We start from the raw sequence: 17504 nt of genomic DNA, 5'->3' as shown, positions 1-17504 counted from the left end.
TGTCAGTTTATCCCTAAGCTCCCGGAGTTTTCTTTTCCCACTCCAGATTTCCAAAATTTTTCCCTCTTCCTGGCCAAAGGTCTATTATCCCACTTTTCTGTGTAAATTAACCTAAAGGGAGCATACATTCTGGTTGTTCGTTCCCAGCCTCGGTTGTGTCTCTTCAGCCTTTCTTCCAAATTTGATGTCATTCCAACATAAATATAGTTGAAATCCAAACTTGATATGGCATAAACAATTATCAAAAACAAAATTTCAGCGCGCCTGCCTGTCGGCAGACAGGTCTACCAATTCCGCCACCAAGGCATAAACTGTCTTGACATGCTGTCAAAGCGGATGCAAAGCTAAAAAATTATTTTGTTTACCACCAAAATTAGAATCAATATTCCTTTAGCAACCCGAATTAATTTTTAAATTTGCACCTCTTTTTAAGGAAAAGCATCTTAAAAAGTTAGCTAACAACAGATTGTAATGTCTTACAGAGTTCCCGAACCCAAAATTTTTGCTTGCACACAAAGCGTTGTGCTGGGTAAGAAAATCGCTGCCTCCTATGGCGCCGATTTGGGCAAGGTCCAGTTCTCAAGGTATAGCGATGGTGAATTCCAGCCTTCGTTCGAGGAATCCATCCGTGGAGCCAGGATATTTATTATCGGTTCCACGCATCCGGGTCCCGAAAACCTAATGGAGATGTTATTGATGCTGGATGCGGCCAAAAGAGCTTCCGCCCGTCACATCACCGCTGTGATGCCCTACTTTGGTTGGGCCAGACAGGACCGGAAAGACAAACCCAGGGTTCCCATTGCCGCAAAATTGGTGGCCAAAATGTTGGAGACCGCAGGGGCGACCAGAATCATCACCATGGACTTGCATGCTGATCAGATACAGGGGTTCTTCGAAAAACCGGTTGATCATTTGTTTGCCTCCACGCTGTTCCTGCCTTATTTGAAAAAATTAAACTTGGATAACCTTTGTGTGGCCTCACCGGACATGGGAGGTTCCAAAAGGGCCTATGCCTATTCCAAAGCCTTGGAATGCGACGTGGTGATCTGCTATAAACAACGAGCAAAGGCCAATGTAATTTCACATATGGAACTCATTGGCGATGTGAAGGACAAAAATGTGGTGCTGGTAGACGATATGGTGGATACCGCCGGAACGCTTACAAAAGCAGCGGACTTAATGATGGAAAGGGGGGCACAGAGTGTCAGGGCCATTACCACCCATGGTTTGCTCTCAGGCAATGCCTATGAAAAAGTAGAAAAATCAAAACTCAAGGAATTGATCATCACCGACTCAATCCCAGTTGAGCACAATAAGGACAAGGTAAAGGTATTGAGCTGTGCGGATCTGTTTGCCGATGTAATGCACCGGGTACACCACAACACCTCCATATCATCAAAATTTTTAATGTAGCCTTCGACTACGCCGGACAGGCACCGGCACTTCGAAAAAGATATCAGAAACAATTTAATTTATATAGTTACTAGTTATTATGAAATCAATTACTATCAAAGGATCCCAAAGAGAAAGCGTGGGCAAGGTAGCGACCAAGGCCCTACGTAATGCTGGAAAGGTCCCTTGCGTGTTGTACGGGGGGGATAAGGCTTTGCACTTTTCAGCAGACGAGCTTACATTCAAAGATTTGGTTTACACCCCAAACGCACACACTGTCGTAATTGAATTGGAGGACGGCCAAAAGTTCGATGCCGTAATGCAGGATATCCAATTTCACCCGGTAACGGACAAGATCTTGCACATGGATTTTTATCAGTTGTTCAACGACAAGCCTGTTACCATGAACATTCCTGTGCGATTGGAAGGGAACTCCCCCGGTGTTAGAAACGGTGGACGTTTGCTTTTCAGAAAAAGAAAGCTTGCCATCAGGGCATTGCCCGGATTGCTTCCGGATTTCATTACAGTGGATATTTCCAAACTGAGAATTGGAGGTACCATTGCCGTGGAAACCTTGTTGAACGATGATTTTACAATTCTTCATCCCGACAGCACCGCTGTTGTTCAGGTGAAAGCTTCCAGAACATCGGTTGACGATGTTGATGAGGAGGAGGAAGATGAAGGTGCAGAAGAAGGCGTGGAGGCTACTGCCGAAGAAGGTGGTGCAGAAGCTCCTGCAACTGAAGCGGCGGAATAATTTTTTCAATCCATACCAAAAAGCATCCCAGTTTTGCATTTGCTGTAGAATTTGGGATGCTTTCGTATTTTTAGCGTTCAACAACATTAGGCATGATTAGGTGGATAACCGATTTATTTGGCCCTTCGCAAAGGTGGCTTCAAGAAAAGGATGCTATGAAAAAATATCTTATCGTCGGCCTTGGCAACATTGGCCCTGAATATGAGGAAACCCGACATAACGTCGGTTTCAAGATATTGGATTTTCTTGCCCAACAGGAAGACTTAAAATTTGAAAGTGCAAAGTTGGGGTCGGTAGGAACGTTCAAACACAAAGGTCGGAGCATTCTTTGCCTAAAGCCTTCAACCTACATGAATCTCAGCGGTAAGGCGGTCAAGCATTGGATGGAAAAAGAAAAAATTCCTCTGGAAAATGTGCTCATTGTCACAGACGACATCAACCTGGATTTTGGAACATTACGGCTTAAGACCAAAGGCAGCGATGGAGGGCATAACGGGTTAAAGAATATCCAAGACCTACTCCAGACCACACAATACAATCGTTTTAGATTTGGCATTGGGTCTGAATTTAGTAAGGGAAGACAAGTGGATTACGTTTTGGGGAAATGGAACGAGCAAGAAACCAGCGCGTTACCGGAACGTCTTAAAAAATCAGCCGACCTTATACAATCTTTCGTTTTTTCTGGTGTCAAAAACACCATGAACCAATTTAACGGAACCTGATCAGAAGACCCTGAACTCAAAAATTCCCGAATCGGAGGTGTTCCCCTCCAAATCGGTGGTAATTACCTTCCAATAATAGACTGTATCGGAACTTACGCTTACGGAAACTTCCATTACAGATGCATCTGTGGTACCCACTTCGGTTTGGGGCGGATTTTGGTCCGAAAAGAGAATTTGGAAAGAATCAATATCATTGTCCACATCAGCACCCATCCATTGGAGCAGCACTTCATTGGCAATATTCTTTTGAACCGTTGCCCCTGATGTGGGACTTACCAACTGCGCCGGGAACGGAGCATAGGTTGTTTGGGCACCAGCATTGTAGAACAACCATGTTTCGCTGGTAGCCACTTGTTCTGATCTCGAATTCCTAGAAGTGACCGACCATGAAAAAGGTGTCCCCTTGGCAATGGATAAACTGGCGGAAGTAGCCGCTGTGGATATTGTTTGGGGTACGTTTGTGTCCAAGTTTACGGCACTCAAGGTATAACTGTCCGTATTCTTCGAAGCCTCCCACCTAAAAGTGACCTGACTAAGATTTTCATTGACACTCACCCCCGTTGTGCATTCTGAATTCTCTTCGGGGAAGACCAAATTTGCCCCTCCAGGAGCAGGTGGTGGGTCGTCATTGCCTCCACATGAAGTCAGCACTAGCAACACAGCAATTGGGTATAGGTATTTTTTCATCTTTTTATCAATTTGAATACTTCCGTTGCATTATTGGTCTTTACCCTTAGAACATAAGTTCCCGATGCCAATGCTGAGAAATCCAGTTCAAGCTGATTTCCATTAACCTGTACGGTATCGGACATGGAGAGCCTTCCTATCATGGAGAACACCTCAATGCCAACAGGTCCCGAATAGCCGTTCAAGAAAATGGTGCCACTGGCAAACACCGGATTGGGATAGAGAATAGGTCTAGAAGTAAAAAGGAAACTTTCCTCGAAGGTGCCCTGGCAAGGCAGGTTGGTATATACTTTCAAGGAATTGCGCCCTTCGGCCAAGGGTATCGTTATTTTGGATTCTTCGGTCTGTGTTACCAATCCATTAAGTTCAACGTTGTAGAAATTTCCTCCCTGCAAGGTCAGTTCCAGCAGGCCTGCATCAACAACCGCTGCAACCGACAATACTTCCGGTTGGGAAACGACCACCTCAAAACAAGTCTCCTGAAAAGTTGTGGCCCCATTTGTCCCGTTTATGCACAGGGTATAGCTGCCAGCCCCTACGTTTTGAAACGTGTGTGTGCTGGTGAAATCTGCATTGAGCGACGTGCCAACCCCGGTGAGTACCCCGCTATAGGTTATTGAACTGTCGGAGGCCGTCACCGAAATTGAGCCATCATTGTTGCTTCTGCAGGCTTCGCTCTGAATTTCCACGGTAAAGTTATCCGCAGGAAATCGATTCACGGGACATCCGGTAACGTCCACTTCAGTACCTTTTGGAGTCCCAAGGCATAGGTCGTCCCCGTCGTCAAAAACACCATCCTCATCTTCATCAGGTCTAAAAGCTCCTTCGGCGCAGACTTCAAGGGAAAAACCGTTCAAGAACCCCCCATCGCTGGGAGCTGTATCCCTTATTTCCAAAATCCACTCTCCCAGGACGGATTCACCTTGCAAAGAGGCTAACGAACCCAGTGGGCCAACCGTACCTGAAATTGCAGGGTTGCCCGAGCAGGAAATCGGGGAGCCATCGTCATCAAAAATTGCGTTGATATTGTTCAGGTCACCACAAGTATTGGCCACAAGTGCCACTCGGGTGCCAGCAGGTGAAATGAGCGTAATTACCAAATCTTCCAGGAAGGTATGGGAAAGGTCGATATTCACATTGACATCGGAAATGACCAAATCCTCAAAAATTTGGATGGAAGTCGATACGGTAGGGGTTCCAGCGGACGGAATTTCAAGGGGCAGATCAGTTGATTTATCAAAACTTTGGCAATCCAACTGGGTGGTTGAGAAGCTAAATGGTGTTCCGAAAACACCCGAACCGCATCCGTTATTTGGCCGAGCTCTCCAAAAATAATCGGTTTGTTCCAAAAGGTCTGAGGCCAAGTAAAAATTAAATGGAACCGTTGCTGATGCAACTATGCTCGAAAAACCGACATCGGTTGCGACCTCCACGTCATAGGAAGAGTAAAGCGGGTTTGCCTCCCAACTCAACTGCGCATTTAATGATACATTGGCTGCAGCATCCACCGGTGATAAAAGCACAACATCGGTAAAACCTGCATCCCGTATAGCAACCGACAAAACAACTTCCTTGGTTACCGATGCAGAAGTTGATGTAACCGTAATGTCATATACCCCTGGAGCAACATTGTTGGTGTTTGACAAGGTCAGATCAACAGCAGTATCATTTCCAGTTGCATTTACAGGATTGAAAGAGGCCGTCAAACCTACAGGCACATCGGCGGAAAAGGTAGATGTTTCGCTGAAACCACCAAAGGTTTGATAGGTGAACGGAATTATAAGGTCGTTGGGTTGACATACTTCATGATCGAGATTCTGAAATGCCAGCACCACATCTGATTGCTGAATGGAAAAATTTGATGCGCTGACAGAGAAAAAGACATTATCACTAGCCTTTACCATAATTCTGGCATTGCTTGTAACGTTCCCTGGAATCAAAATATCCTCCATACCATCATTCAAGGTATCATCGGCCAACAAAATGGGAAAACTGGCCCCGCCATCTGTGGAAAGAAAAATATCCACTGTCTCTGCACTGATGGGAAGTTGATTGGTATTGGCCACATCCCAAGTCACCTCTTGTATTGTTCCTGCACCATATACTTCCGATGATGCCTGCGAAGTAACCACAAATGGTCCTGCGGCATTGATGACCCGAACGCCCAGTACATCTGAAATAACCTGTCCCCCTCCTGCTGCGTTGTCCCTAACGGTCAATGCAAAACTGAGGTCCCGTTCCACATTGGAGACTGTTTCCCATGCCTCATTGATCAATGGATCGGTTTGTGTAAGATTTCCCTGTACCACTTCAGAAAGTCTTGGAAAATATCGTACCGGATCGGTACTGGGCGGTAAAGACCTAAAATTGGCCGAACTGGGATTGTTGGGTCCAAACGTACCTGTTGTGACTACTCCATTGTCAATCTGTTCCCAGGTGTAGGTGAGAATATCCCCAATATCGGGGTCGTTTGCCTCCCCTTCCAAAACAAAGGCGGTTCCTTTGGGAATAATATAATCCCCCATAGGAGTAACCACTGGAGGAGCATTTGTGAGCGCCACAGTCTGGGCACATGAGATGGTCTGTAAATACTCCGATATCTGCAGAATGCTGTAATAGTGAAAATAATCATCCCCATTGGGGGCCACATTGTTGCCGGGAACAATCCCCGCATATCCCATTATTGTGGTTCCACTAGCGGGTTCCGCCTGTACTCCGGTTCCTTCGGACTCAAAAGACCACGTATGGTTCGCCCCGAACTGGTGGCCCAGTTCATGGGAAACGTAGTCCAGATCAAAAACATCGCCCTGTGGATTGAACGCAGAGGAAAAAGCACTGCCCTTCTGATTGTCCGAACAGACCGCCCCGATAAAGCCTGCGTTGCCATTATCCTCACCCTCGTCAACTTTATGAAAAAGATGGCCCACATCATAATTTGCCTCCCCAATATTGGTGGTCAGTGTATTTTGCACTTGGCTATTCAAATTAGAAGTGTAGGGATCTGTATTGGGATCGGTAAAAATTACAAGGTCATTGTTCGGTACCAGTTCAAGAGTCACACCCAGATCGGTTTCAAAAACTTCATTCACCCGGGTCAAGGTTGCATTGATGGCCGCCAGGGCATCGGCCACGGTTCCGCCATGGAATTGGGTATACTCGCCTGAAGCGGATACCGCGATCCTGTACCTCCTCAGCAATTGATCATCCACCAAGGGCACAATGGTCTTGGAAACCGATGCCTGTAATTTCGCCGTTTCGCATAAAAAGTCTTCCTTGGCGGAAGCCCCAGACCCTTTTTCATATAAAAGATAGGTATCAGACCTATTGGACACCTTTTCCATAAAAAAGGTTTTTCCATCCCTCTTGTTGACGATCATACCCTGCAATCCTTTGTGGGAACTGCTCAACTTAAGCTTGTATTCACCATTGAGGCTGGAACCCGTGTAGGATTTTATCTGAGGGTATTTTTGGGCCAATTCAGGATTCAGTACAGCGGTTTCCTTAAGGTCAAAAGCCAGCATTTTGTCGGTTCCTATAGGTAAATGGGCAACAATGCGTCTTTCTTTTGAAACTGAAAGTTGTTGTAATTCCTTGGCAAACATGGCTTTGTCCAGAAAATAAGCCGCCTTTGCTTTTGATGCGTTGTGGACCGAGGCACTCTTTAGGCCAGCCTCCTTGGGAACAGATTTCCAGTAGCCCTGCTGACCGTGTATGGAAAAGCCAGTAAAAATTATGGTTATTGAAAAAACAAGATGTAATTTAGCTTTCATACGATTAGGGCATCGGTCAAATTTCAAAAATAAGCCTTTTTTATTTCTCAATTAGGTGGAAACAATCCAAGATATTTCTCGTTTTAAGGGCATTGCACATCAAACGGTCATCACCATAGGTACTTTTGACGGTGTCCATCTCGGTCACCGCAAGATATTGGAACGCCTCATAAATGATGCCAAAAACTCAGGCTTAAAGTCCACCGTACTTACCTTTTTCCCCCACCCCCGCATGGTTTTGCAGAAGGATGCGGATATACAACTACTCAACACCTTGGATGAAAAGAGACAGATTTTGGAAGAAATGGGGCTTGATTATCTTATCATTTATCCCTTCACAAAAAAATTCTCGAGACTTTCAGCGACCGAATTTGTGCGGGATATATTGGTCAATAGCTTAAATGCCAAGAAAATAATCATTGGGTACGACCACAGATTTGGAAGAAACCGCAACGCCAACATACAGGACCTGATTGCCTTTGGGAATACGCTTGATTTCGAGGTCGAGGAAATCCCTGCCCAAGAAATCGACGAGGTTTCAGTGAGTTCCACCAAAATAAGAAAAGCACTTCTGGAAGGCGACATCACCACCGCCAATAACTACCTAAGTTATCCCTATAGATTAACGGGAACGATTATGAAAGGAAAAGGGCTCGGGAAGCAATTTGGGTTCCCGACCGCCAATCTACACATTGAGGAAGACTACAAGCTGATTCCCAAAAATGGAGTGTACGTGGTTACGGGAGAAATCAATGGTATGGAATATCACGGGATGATGAACATTGGGTTCAACCCCACGGTCTCCGGAACCAAAAAGAGCATTGAGATCAATTTCTTTGATTTCAATGGCAACCTATACGACCAAAAAATCCAAGTGGGCATCCTGCACCGCATCCGTGATGAGCATAAATTTGATACCATAGATGAGTTGAGGGCGCAATTGATCAAGGACAAGGACCAATCCCTGGAACTAATTTCCAAAACCGATGCTTGACCGTTTTCTTTTTAAAAAAATCGATAACGCGCAACTGGTCGTGTTCCGAATTTTTTATGGTTTCCTGGTCAGCGCTGAGTGCTACGGGGCCATAATCACAGGATGGGTACGCAGGACTTTGGTTGAACCCAAGTTCACTTTCTCTTTTATAGGATTTGAATGGCTACAACCCCTTCCCGGCTATGGTATGTATTTTTATTTTGCCATCATGGGAACGCTTGGCCTGTTTATCATGGTGGGGTATAAATATCGTTTCAACGCATTTGCCTTTGCTTTTATGTGGACCGGTGTTTACCTCATGCAAAAAACATCCTACAACAACCATTATTATTTGTTGATGCTGTTGGCCTTTATCATGGCCTTTTTCCCCGCCCATAGGGACGCTTCCTTGGATGCCAAGCGCAATCCGGTCCTACGGGCACAAACCATGGCCAACTGGATTCGCTGGACCATCATTTTACAGCTCTTCATTGTTTATACTTACGCTTCAGTGGCCAAACTTTATGGGGACTGGTTGGATTTCACTTTCATCGATGTATTGATGCGGCCCAAAAAGGATTATTTCCTTGTTGGGGAACTTCTACAGCAAAAATGGGTACATGTAGCCGTGGCCGTTTTTGGAATTCTATTCGATTTACTGATAGTGCCCGCACTGCTCTGGAAGCGAACACGGAAAATTGCCTTTGCATTTTCAATTTTCTTCCACCTGTTCAATAGCTATGTTTTTAGGATAGGCATTTTCCCCTACCTGTCCCTGGCATTTACCGTTTTCTTTTTTGAGCCGCAAACCATTCGAAACATCTTTCTAAGGACAAAGAAAATAGACATCCCCAAAGTATTTGAAGTACCCAAAAACCGAAATGTTATCGTTGGTATTTTAGGCATCTACTTTGTTGTTCAGTTGATGTTGCCCCTCAGACACCATATGTTTCAGGACGACGTACTATGGACCGAAGAGGGCCACCGGCTAAGTTGGCGGATGATGCTCCGTGGAAGGCAGGGCACCATTCAGTTCAAAATCGTGAACAAGGAAAACAACCGGGTTACATACCCCAAATTGGATGACTATCTTACGGACAAGCAAAAAGATAGAGTGGCTTGTTATCCCGATTTCACATGGCAATTTGCACAGCGTCTAAAAAAGGAATATGCCGAAAAGGGGGAAGATGTCCAGATTTTTGTTCGCAACAAGGTCAAAATAAACGACGGAAAGTTTTATGAATTTATCGACCCAACAGTGGACTTGGCCAGCGTTCCCTGGAAACATTTTTCTCACAATGAATGGATCTGTCCCTCCCAAAGCCAATAATTGTTGGGCAGCAATATAGATTGATTTAAATTTGCGGCTCAATAGTAGGCCATGCTTCAATTACAGACCATTCGGGAAAATCAAGAAAAAATCGTTGACGCCTTAAAAAAGCGCAACTTTGATGCCGCTCCCATCATTGCAAAAATTCTAGAATTGGACCAAGAAAGAAGGTCCATACAAACCCAGTTGGACAATACCCTTGCGGAATCCAACAAGCTTTCCAAAGAAATTGGAATGCTTTTCAAATCTGGGAAAGCAGCAGAGGCCAATGCATTAAAGGAAAAAACGTCCAACCTAAAGGAAACCTCCAAACAGTTGAACGAAGACCTCACAGCAGCAGCAGCAGCGCTGCAAGAGCAATTGTATTTGGTGCCCAATATTCCACATGGATCAGTGCCAAAAGGCAACTCAGAAGAGGATAATGAAGAGGTTTTCAGTGCAGGGACAATCCCGACCTTGGGAGAAAATGCACTGCCCCATTGGGAACTTGCCAAAAAATATGACATCATTGATTTTGAATTGGGTGTAAAGGTCACAGGGGCCGGATTTCCGGTGTACAAAGGCAAGGGGGCCAAATTGCAGCGCGCACTGATCGCCTACTTTTTGGATAAAAACACGGAAGCTGGCTACACGGAGGTACAGCCCCCGCTCATGGTCAATGAGGCCTCGGGTTACGGAACCGGGCAATTGCCAGACAAAGAGGGGCAGATGTACCATGTGCAGGCTGACAATTTATATCTGATTCCAACTGCGGAAGTGCCAATTACCAACCTGCATCGGGATGACATGTTTTCCGAGAAGGATTTTCCCATAAAATATACCGGGTACACCCCGTGTTTTAGAAGAGAGGCCGGAAGTTATGGGGCCCATGTGCGCGGACTCAACCGTTTGCACCAGTTTGACAAGGTCGAGATTGTCCGAATCGAACATCCGGACAGTTCCTATGCCGCTTTGGATGAAATGGTGGACCACGTGAAAGGCATTCTTGGGGAACTGAAGTTACCCTACCGAATTCTTCGATTATGTGGTGGCGATCTTGGCTTCACCTCAGCCCTAACCTATGACTTTGAGGTCTTTTCCACCGCCCAGGACCGTTGGCTGGAAATCAGTTCCGTTTCCAACTTTGAAACCTTTCAGGCCAACCGATTAAAACTACGTTTTAAGGACAACAGCGGAAAAACACAACTGGCACACACGCTGAACGGAAGTGCCCTGGCCCTGCCCAGGGTTTTGGCCGGGATTCTGGAAAACAACCAAACCGATAAGGGCATAAAAATCCCCGAGGTATTGGTGCCCTATTGTGGTTTTGACCTAATCGATTAGGAGACAATCAGAAGTCAATTTTGGATTCAATTAACAGAATCCGGTGTTTTTCTGCGTTATATTTGAAATAAAACAAGCTATTGCGATACCTGTTATTTCTAATATGCCATTTTGTGTTCCTAACATTTTCCTACGCTCAGGAAGATTTTTTGGCCAAGCAATACTTCAACGATGGTGACTACGAAAAAGCCGTGGTCTTCTATGAAAAATTAGTGGAGAAAAACCCCAGGCGCACCGATTATTCAGAAGGCCTGGTGGCCTGCTACCAACAGCTCGAACGTTATGGGGATGCTGAGGATTTCCTGTTGAAAAAAATTGAGGACAGCTATGCCTTTCCCACTTTTTTTATTGAATTGGGCTATAACCATACACTCCAAAATCAACCTGAAAAAGCAGCCGTATATTACGAAAAAGCCATTCAAAAAATAGATGAGAACCCCAATTTTGGATATAGCATTGGGTATCGTTTTCAAAAATATGCCCTGTTGGACGAGGCCAAACGGGCCTACATGAGGGCTATGGAACTAAAACCCGATTTGAACTACGATTTTCAACTGGCCCGCATATACGGCGAACAGGGCGATATTGAAAAAATGTACCAGTCGTACCTCAACCTAATTTGGGAAGGAAGGACTTCACGGTCCAATGTGCTGCGAAACATGGACGATTTCATTTCCGAGGATGCGGCAAACGAGAACAACGTTTTGCTCAGGAAGGTACTGCTAAAAAATGCCCAGAAAAATCCAGATATCCTTTGGAACGAACTCTTGAGCTGGCTATTTGTGCAACAAAAACAATACGGAAATGCCTTTGCGCAAGAAAAGGCCATTTTTAAGCGCAGGGATGATGGGTCGTTGGACCGGATGGAAAATTTGGGGCAGCTGGCCCTTGAGGATAGGGACTTTGACAATGCCGTCCCCGTTTTTGAGTTCATTGTGGACAATGCCTATGAACCCAGGACGAAACTCAATGCCCAGCTACATCTTATTGATATTGAACTTTTGGATGTATCGGATAAAAAACTCGATGTCATTGAAAAAAAGTTCGAAGCCCTTGTGTCAGAGTATGGTACCCAGAGCAACACCTTGCAGCTTCAAATAGCGTATGCCAATTTTCTTGCATTCAAAAAGGAAACCCCGGACCCCGCAATAACCATGCTCAAAAATAGTTTGGACCTGCCGATGGGTCGCATGGTAAATGCCTATGTAAAGCTCGCCTTGGGCGATATCTTGGTCTATTCCCAAAAATTCAATGAGGCACTGATCCATTTTACCCAGGTGCAAAAAAGCCTAAAAAACGACGTGCTGGGGCAAGAAGCCCGTTTTAAAGTGGCCCAGACCAGTTTTTATAAAGGAGATTTCGATTGGGCCCTCACCCAGTTAAAGGTACTTCGGGGCTCCACCTCACAGCTTATCGCCAATGATGCCATGCAATTGAGCTTGACCATTTCGGACAATTCATTGGAAGATTCCACCCAAACCGCATTAAAAAAGTATGCAAGGGCCGATTTGTTGGCCTATCAAAACAAGACCAAGGAGGCCATCGAAGTGCTGGATGACATCTTACAAAACCACAAAGGCGAAAAAATAGAGGACGAGGCCCTGTTGCGACAGGGGCAATTGCTCGAAGGCCAAAAGGATTATGAAGCTGCTGAATTCAATTATAAAAAAATAGTGGAGTTCTATGCGAACGATATTCTTGCCGATGATGCGCACTTTGCCTTGGGCGAATTGTACAGCAACTTTCTGGGAGATCCAGAAAAGGCGAAAGATCACTATGAACGGATCATAATGTCCTATCAGGACAGCTACTATTTTCCAAAAGCCAGAAAGAAATTTAGACAGCTCCGTGGAGACGCCATTAATTAATTTCCATACATTTAGACAGCAAAATAAGGGGTTGAATGCTTATATACAGTGTAACCATAAACATAGACGAAAGCGTTCATGACGAATGGCTTTCTTGGATGCGGGACAAACATGTGCCCGATATGTTGGCGACCGGAAAGTTCTCACATGCAAAAATGACCAAGGTTTTGGTAGAAGAGGATCAAGGGGGCATTACCTATTCCGTGCAGTACACCACCAAGGATCGAAAAACATTGGAAGCCTATTATCGGGAAGATGCGGACCGCCTCCGCACCGATGCCCTAAAGATGTTCCCAAACAAGTTTGTGGCTTTCAGGACCGAACTCGAAGTTATTAGCCAACAGATTCCTTAACGCTTTGGAATACCTTTTTTCCTACGGCACTTTACAGGACCCCCAGGTACAGGAATACATTTTTGGGAGAATCCTCTCTGGCCATGATGATTCGCTTTCAGGATTCAAAAAACAGGAACGTGCCGTCTATGGCCGCTATGCCTTGGTGGTCAGAACAAAAAATGAAGGGGATATGGTCCAAGGAAAGGCATATGAAGTAACACAGCATGATTTAAAAAAGGCCGACATCTATGAAACCACAGCCTACAAAAGGGAACCATTTCAACTGGGATCCGGCATCACAGCTTGGGTTTATCTGAAAAATTCCGAGTAACTTGCAAAAAAAAATCCCGTGCCCAAAAAACTCCAAAAACACGCACAGAAACCAAGATCAGGGCATACTGCGGTGAAGGCCAAAAAGCATCTCGGCCAACACTTTTTGAACGATGAGGAAGTGGCCCAAAAAATTGCCAATACGCTCTCTTTACAGGGGTATACCCATGTTTTGGAAATTGGTCCGGGGATGGGGGTGCTCACCAAGCACCTATTGTTAAGGGATATGGATTTGGTTGTAATGGATTTGGACGAGGAATCCATCATTTACCTGAACCACAGTTTTCGGTTGGAGTATGCCCAATTCATTGAAAAAAACAATCGATTTAAAATTGTTGAGGCTGATTTTCTAAATTTTGACCTCAAAGAATTGTTTGGTGATGCCCAGTTTGCCATAACGGGAAACTTTCCATACAATATTTCCAGTCAAATTGTCTTCAAAATGTTGGAAATGCGCCATCAAGTTCCAGAATTTTCAGGGATGTTCCAAAAAGAGGTAGCTATGCGTATCTGCGCTGCGCCAGGCAATAAAACCTACGGTATTTTATCCGTGCTGGTCCAGGCATTTTACGATGCCGAATACCTTTTCTCCGTTCCCCCAGAGGTGTTTGATCCCCCACCGAAGGTACATTCAGGGGTGCTTCGCCTTACCCGGAAGAAAGCACTGCGGCTTCCCTGCGATGAAAAGCTTTTTTTCAAAGTGGTGAAAACGGCTTTTAACCAAAGAAGAAAGACCATGCGCAACAGCCTTAAAACCCTTAATCTTTCCAATAATCTAAAAGAAGATACTATATTTGACCAACGTCCGGAACAGCTCCATGTAACCGATTTTATAACATTGACCCAGAAGATAGCCAATGACCCCATTTAAACTTACAGACGAGCTCATTTCAGAAATTCAGCACCTGATCGGGGAAAAAAAGAATACCGACCTCAAGTTGTTGCTGACCGACTTTCACTATGCGGATATTGCAGAGATTGCCGGCGAGTTGGAGGTCGAGGAAGCCACCTATCTTATCAAACTTTTGGACAGCGAAAAGACTTCGGAAATCATTGCGGAGATGCACGAGGACACCCGTGAAGCTGTCTTGAACAACCTTACCGCCAAGGAAATTGCCGGTGAGCTGGAGGAACTGGACACCGATGATGCCGTCGACATCATCAACGAACTGCCCAAAGAAATTGTCCAGGAAGTCATCTCGGAAATTGAGGATAGGGAACACGCCAAGGATATTGTGGAACTGTTGCGCTATAACGAGGATTCCGCTGGCGGACTCATGGCAAAGGAATTGGTAAAGGTCAATGAAAACTGGAACGTACTCACCTGCGTAAAGGAAATGCGGGCCCAAGCCGAAAATGTGACTAGGGTGCACTCCATCTACGTGGTGGATGACGAGGACAAACTAAAAGGGAGGCTCTCCCTTAAAGACCTGTTGACAACATCAACCAAAACAAATATAAAGGACGTTTACATCCCTAAAGTGGACTCTGTAAATGTTAATGAAAAAGCGGAAGAGGTGGCCAAGATCATGTCAAAATATGACTTGGAGGCCATTCCGGTTGTGGATGAAATTGGGAGGCTCGTGGGCAGGATCACCATTGACGACATTGTGGATGTAATTCGGGAAGAAGCTGACAAAGATTACCAACTGGCTGCCGGTATCTCACAGGATGTGGAAGCGGATGACAGCATTTGGGAGCTGACCAAAGCCCGATTGCCCTGGCTTATTTTGGGGCTTTTGGGAGGATTGGGCGCAGCGGCCATCATGGGCGGTTTTGAAGAAATGATCTCCAAACATGCCATTCTGTTTTTCTTCACCCCACTAATTGCCGCCATGGCAGGTAACGTCGGCGTGCAATCCAGTGCCATTATTGTGCAGGGTTTGGCAAACGATGATCTTAAGGGGAGCGTGGGCAACCGATTGATAAAGGAAATGCTGTTGGCCCTATTGAACGGTCTTATTTTGGCCATTTTGCTTTTGGTGTTCACGTGGATCTGGAAAGGCACTTTTGATACCGCATTGGCCATTTCCCTTTCCTTGGTGGTGGTCATCGTGGTTGCAGGATTGATCGGCACCTTTATTCCCTTGTTCCTGCATCAAAGAAATATAGATCCCGCCATTGCGACCGGGCCATTCATCACCACCAGCAATGATATTTTTGGAATCTTGATCTATTTCTGGATCGCAAAATGGATTCTTGGCATATAAATATTAATATGAAACCCATTAACCTAATACAAAAACATGCCGAGTTTACCAAGCAATGGCATCCGCACCAAATCGCCATTGTGGATGATATGCAGGTGCTGTTGGCCAAATTACAGGGTGAATTTGTTTGGCATGCGCATGAGCATGAGGATGAACTTTTTCAAGTGATCAAAGGAACACTTTACATGCAGTTTCGTGATCGAACCGAGGTGGTGAAGGAAGGGGAGATCATTGTGGTGCCCAAAGGCGTGGAACACAATCCCATGACCAAAAATGGCGAAGAGGTGCAGGTACTGCTCTTTGAAAAGTTGACAACAGCACACACGGGCAAGGTGCAGCATGAAAAAACACAGGCCCATTATCCCAAAATTTAGGATCTATAAATTTAGCCCATGAAAGTCCTCCATCTAGATACCAACCATCCATTACTTATTGAACAATTTGCGGCCCTGGGTTTTGAGAACCATGAAGACTACAAGTCTTCAAAAGAGGCCGTGGAAGAAAAGATCCATCTGTACGACGGCATCATTATCCGGAGCAGGTTCCCGATAGATAGGCAATTCTTGGACCGGGCCACCAATCTCAAATTTATTGGAAGGGTTGGTGCCGGAATGGAGAATATTGATGTGCGCTATGCCAAACAGAATGATGTTTTTTTGGCCTCAGCACCCGAGGGAAACCGCAATGCTGTGGGCGAGCACACCCTGGGAATGTTGCTCTCCATAATGAACAATATGTGCAAGGCCAACAGGGAGGTGAAAAAAGGAAAATGGGACCGGGAGGGCAATCGCGGCGTTGAGCTGAATGGAAAAACTGTGGGCATCATCGGTTATGGGAACATGGGAAAGGCCTTTGCCCAAAAACTCCGAGGTTTTGATGTAGAAGTGATTTGTTTCGACATTGTGGGTGGCGTGGATGATGAAAATGCCCGACAAGTGGGCATTATGGAGTTCCAACAGAAATCTGATATCGTGAGCCTGCATGTGCCCCAGACCGAATTGACGACAGGGATGGTGAACACTGAATTTATCAACGCATTCCACAAGCCCTTTTGGTTCATCAATACGGCTCGGGGATCCTGTGTGGTAACAAAAGATCTCGTCGTGGCCCTGAAATCGAAAAAAATATTGGGTGCGGCATTGGATGTGCTTGAATACGAAAAAACCTCGTTCGAGAACATGTTCTCCAAAAAACCCAAGCCCTTCAAATACCTCCGCAAGGCGAAAAATGTACTGCTCACCCCCCACGTGGCCGGTTGGAGCACCGAAAGCAATGAGAAATTAGCGCAGACCATAGTGGACAAAATCAAAAAAAGATTTTGTTAACTTGAACGGGTGAAGAAGACCATTTTTATCTTTTCCGCACTCACCATTGCCCTGCTCGTATTATTTCAATTGAGCAAATACACCTATATGTCCGGCGATATATCCATTGAGATCATCATCGCCGTCATCGCCATAATCTTCTTTTTTATTGGGGCGTACCTCAGAACCAAAACGGCCAAAAAGGAAATGATCGCCGAGTCTGGAATCAATCATAAAAAAATTGAGGAGTTGGGCATCAGCAAAAGGGAATATGAGGTGTTGGTGCAGATTGGTAAGGGTCTGTCCAACCAAGAAATTGCCGAAAGCTTGTTCTTGTCAGAAAGCACTGTGAAGACCCATGTATCCAATCTTCTTATAAAATTGGATGCAAAAAGGCGAACACAGGCTTTACAAAAGGCCAAAGAGCTCCAAATTCTATCCCAGTAGTCCATTTCCCGACTAAAGTGCCATGCTTTTGGTACTTTAGTATGAGTCCCGGAGAA

17 protein-coding genes are annotated in these 17504 nt (G+C 45.3%); 14 read left to right on the top strand and 3 right to left on the bottom strand.

Features of this window, described 5'->3' with window-relative positions:
- Positions 1 to 2 precede the first annotated feature (2 nt).
- Positions 3 to 191, bottom strand: a complete 189-nt coding sequence (locus tag K7G75_RS04665) for a GIY-YIG nuclease family protein (protein WP_262420266.1) — start codon at positions 189 to 191, stop codon at positions 3 to 5.
- Positions 192 to 471: 280 nt separating this feature from the next.
- Here K7G75_RS04665 and K7G75_RS04660 point away from each other — a divergent pair, with 280 nt between their 5' ends.
- From K7G75_RS04660 to pth, 3 genes are all read left to right on the top strand, one after another.
- Positions 472 to 1413: a ribose-phosphate pyrophosphokinase gene (locus K7G75_RS04660; protein WP_222983055.1), complete on the top strand. Its 942-nt coding sequence runs from the start codon at positions 472 to 474 to the stop codon at positions 1411 to 1413.
- Positions 1414 to 1492: 79 nt separating this feature from the next.
- The gene (locus tag K7G75_RS04655; protein ID WP_222983054.1) at positions 1493 to 2149 is read left to right on the top strand and encodes a 50S ribosomal protein L25/general stress protein Ctc; all 657 of its coding nucleotides are present in this window, start codon (positions 1493 to 1495) and stop codon (positions 2147 to 2149) included.
- A gap of 155 nt (positions 2150 to 2304) precedes the next feature.
- On the top strand, positions 2305 to 2871 hold the full coding sequence (gene pth, locus K7G75_RS04650) for an aminoacyl-tRNA hydrolase (protein ID WP_417950133.1): 567 nt from the start codon (positions 2305 to 2307) through the stop codon (positions 2869 to 2871).
- Here the strand turns inward: pth and K7G75_RS04645 are convergent, their stop codons facing one another.
- Together K7G75_RS04645 and K7G75_RS04640 are read right to left on the bottom strand one after the other, a co-directional pair.
- On the bottom strand, positions 2872 to 3558 hold the full coding sequence (locus tag K7G75_RS04645; protein WP_222983052.1) for a hypothetical protein: 687 nt from the start codon (positions 3556 to 3558) through the stop codon (positions 2872 to 2874).
- A complete protein-coding gene (locus K7G75_RS04640) occupies positions 3555 to 7328 on the bottom strand; it encodes a reprolysin-like metallopeptidase (protein WP_222983051.1) in 3774 nt (1257 codons plus the stop codon). The genes K7G75_RS04645 and K7G75_RS04640 overlap by 4 nt, the downstream gene beginning before the upstream one ends.
- A 55-nt stretch (positions 7329 to 7383) precedes the next feature.
- Between K7G75_RS04640 and K7G75_RS04635 the strand changes: the two genes are divergently transcribed.
- The 11 genes from K7G75_RS04635 to K7G75_RS14820 all read left to right on the top strand — a co-directional run bounded on the left by K7G75_RS04635 (position 7384) and on the right by K7G75_RS14820 (position 17448).
- The gene (locus tag K7G75_RS04635) at positions 7384 to 8322 is read left to right on the top strand and encodes a bifunctional riboflavin kinase/FAD synthetase (protein WP_222983050.1); all 939 of its coding nucleotides are present in this window, start codon (positions 7384 to 7386) and stop codon (positions 8320 to 8322) included.
- Positions 8315 to 9631, top strand: coding sequence for an HTTM domain-containing protein (locus K7G75_RS04630; RefSeq protein ID WP_222983049.1), 1317 nt, complete (start codon positions 8315 to 8317; stop codon positions 9629 to 9631). Before K7G75_RS04635 ends, K7G75_RS04630 begins: the two co-directional genes overlap by 8 nt.
- A 51-nt stretch (positions 9632 to 9682) precedes the next feature.
- Positions 9683 to 10954, top strand: coding sequence for a serine--tRNA ligase (gene serS / locus K7G75_RS04625; RefSeq protein WP_222983048.1), 1272 nt, complete (start codon positions 9683 to 9685; stop codon positions 10952 to 10954).
- 113 nt (positions 10955 to 11067) lie between these two features.
- Positions 11068 to 12822: a tetratricopeptide repeat protein gene (locus K7G75_RS04620; protein ID WP_313777813.1), complete on the top strand. Its 1755-nt coding sequence runs from the start codon at positions 11068 to 11070 to the stop codon at positions 12820 to 12822.
- 35 nt (positions 12823 to 12857) lie between these two features.
- A complete protein-coding gene (locus K7G75_RS04615) occupies positions 12858 to 13175 on the top strand; it encodes a DUF4286 family protein (RefSeq protein WP_222983046.1) in 318 nt (105 codons plus the stop codon).
- Between the two features lie 4 nt (positions 13176 to 13179).
- Positions 13180 to 13488 carry a gamma-glutamylcyclotransferase family protein gene (locus tag K7G75_RS04610; RefSeq protein ID WP_222983045.1) on the top strand — a complete coding sequence of 103 codons (309 nt, stop codon included), beginning with the start codon at positions 13180 to 13182 and terminating at the stop codon, positions 13486 to 13488.
- A gap of 18 nt (positions 13489 to 13506) precedes the next feature.
- On the top strand, positions 13507 to 14358 hold the full coding sequence (gene rsmA, locus K7G75_RS04605; RefSeq protein WP_222983044.1) for a 16S rRNA (adenine(1518)-N(6)/adenine(1519)-N(6))-dimethyltransferase RsmA: 852 nt from the start codon (positions 13507 to 13509) through the stop codon (positions 14356 to 14358).
- Positions 14345 to 15697 carry a magnesium transporter gene (gene mgtE / locus K7G75_RS04600; RefSeq protein ID WP_222983043.1) on the top strand — a complete coding sequence of 451 codons (1353 nt, stop codon included), beginning with the start codon at positions 14345 to 14347 and terminating at the stop codon, positions 15695 to 15697. Before rsmA ends, mgtE begins: the two co-directional genes overlap by 14 nt.
- Positions 15698 to 15705: 8 nt before the next feature.
- Positions 15706 to 16071: a cupin domain-containing protein gene (locus K7G75_RS04595; RefSeq protein ID WP_222983042.1), complete on the top strand. Its 366-nt coding sequence runs from the start codon at positions 15706 to 15708 to the stop codon at positions 16069 to 16071.
- 18 nt (positions 16072 to 16089) lie between these two features.
- Positions 16090 to 17022, top strand: a complete 933-nt coding sequence (locus K7G75_RS04590; protein ID WP_222983041.1) for a 2-hydroxyacid dehydrogenase — start codon at positions 16090 to 16092, stop codon at positions 17020 to 17022.
- A 9-nt stretch (positions 17023 to 17031) separates the two neighbouring features.
- Positions 17032 to 17448 (top strand): response regulator transcription factor, encoded by a 417-nt coding sequence (locus K7G75_RS14820; RefSeq protein ID WP_313777812.1) that lies wholly within the window; start codon positions 17032 to 17034, stop codon positions 17446 to 17448.
- The last annotated feature ends 56 nt before the right edge of the window (positions 17449 to 17504 follow it).

The sequence above is a fragment of the Flagellimonas meishanensis genome, from assembly GCF_019880545.1.
In the GTDB taxonomy this organism is placed as follows: domain Bacteria; phylum Bacteroidota; class Bacteroidia; order Flavobacteriales; family Flavobacteriaceae; genus Flagellimonas; species Flagellimonas meishanensis.
This window is presented reverse-complemented; position numbering and strand designations above follow the sequence as displayed.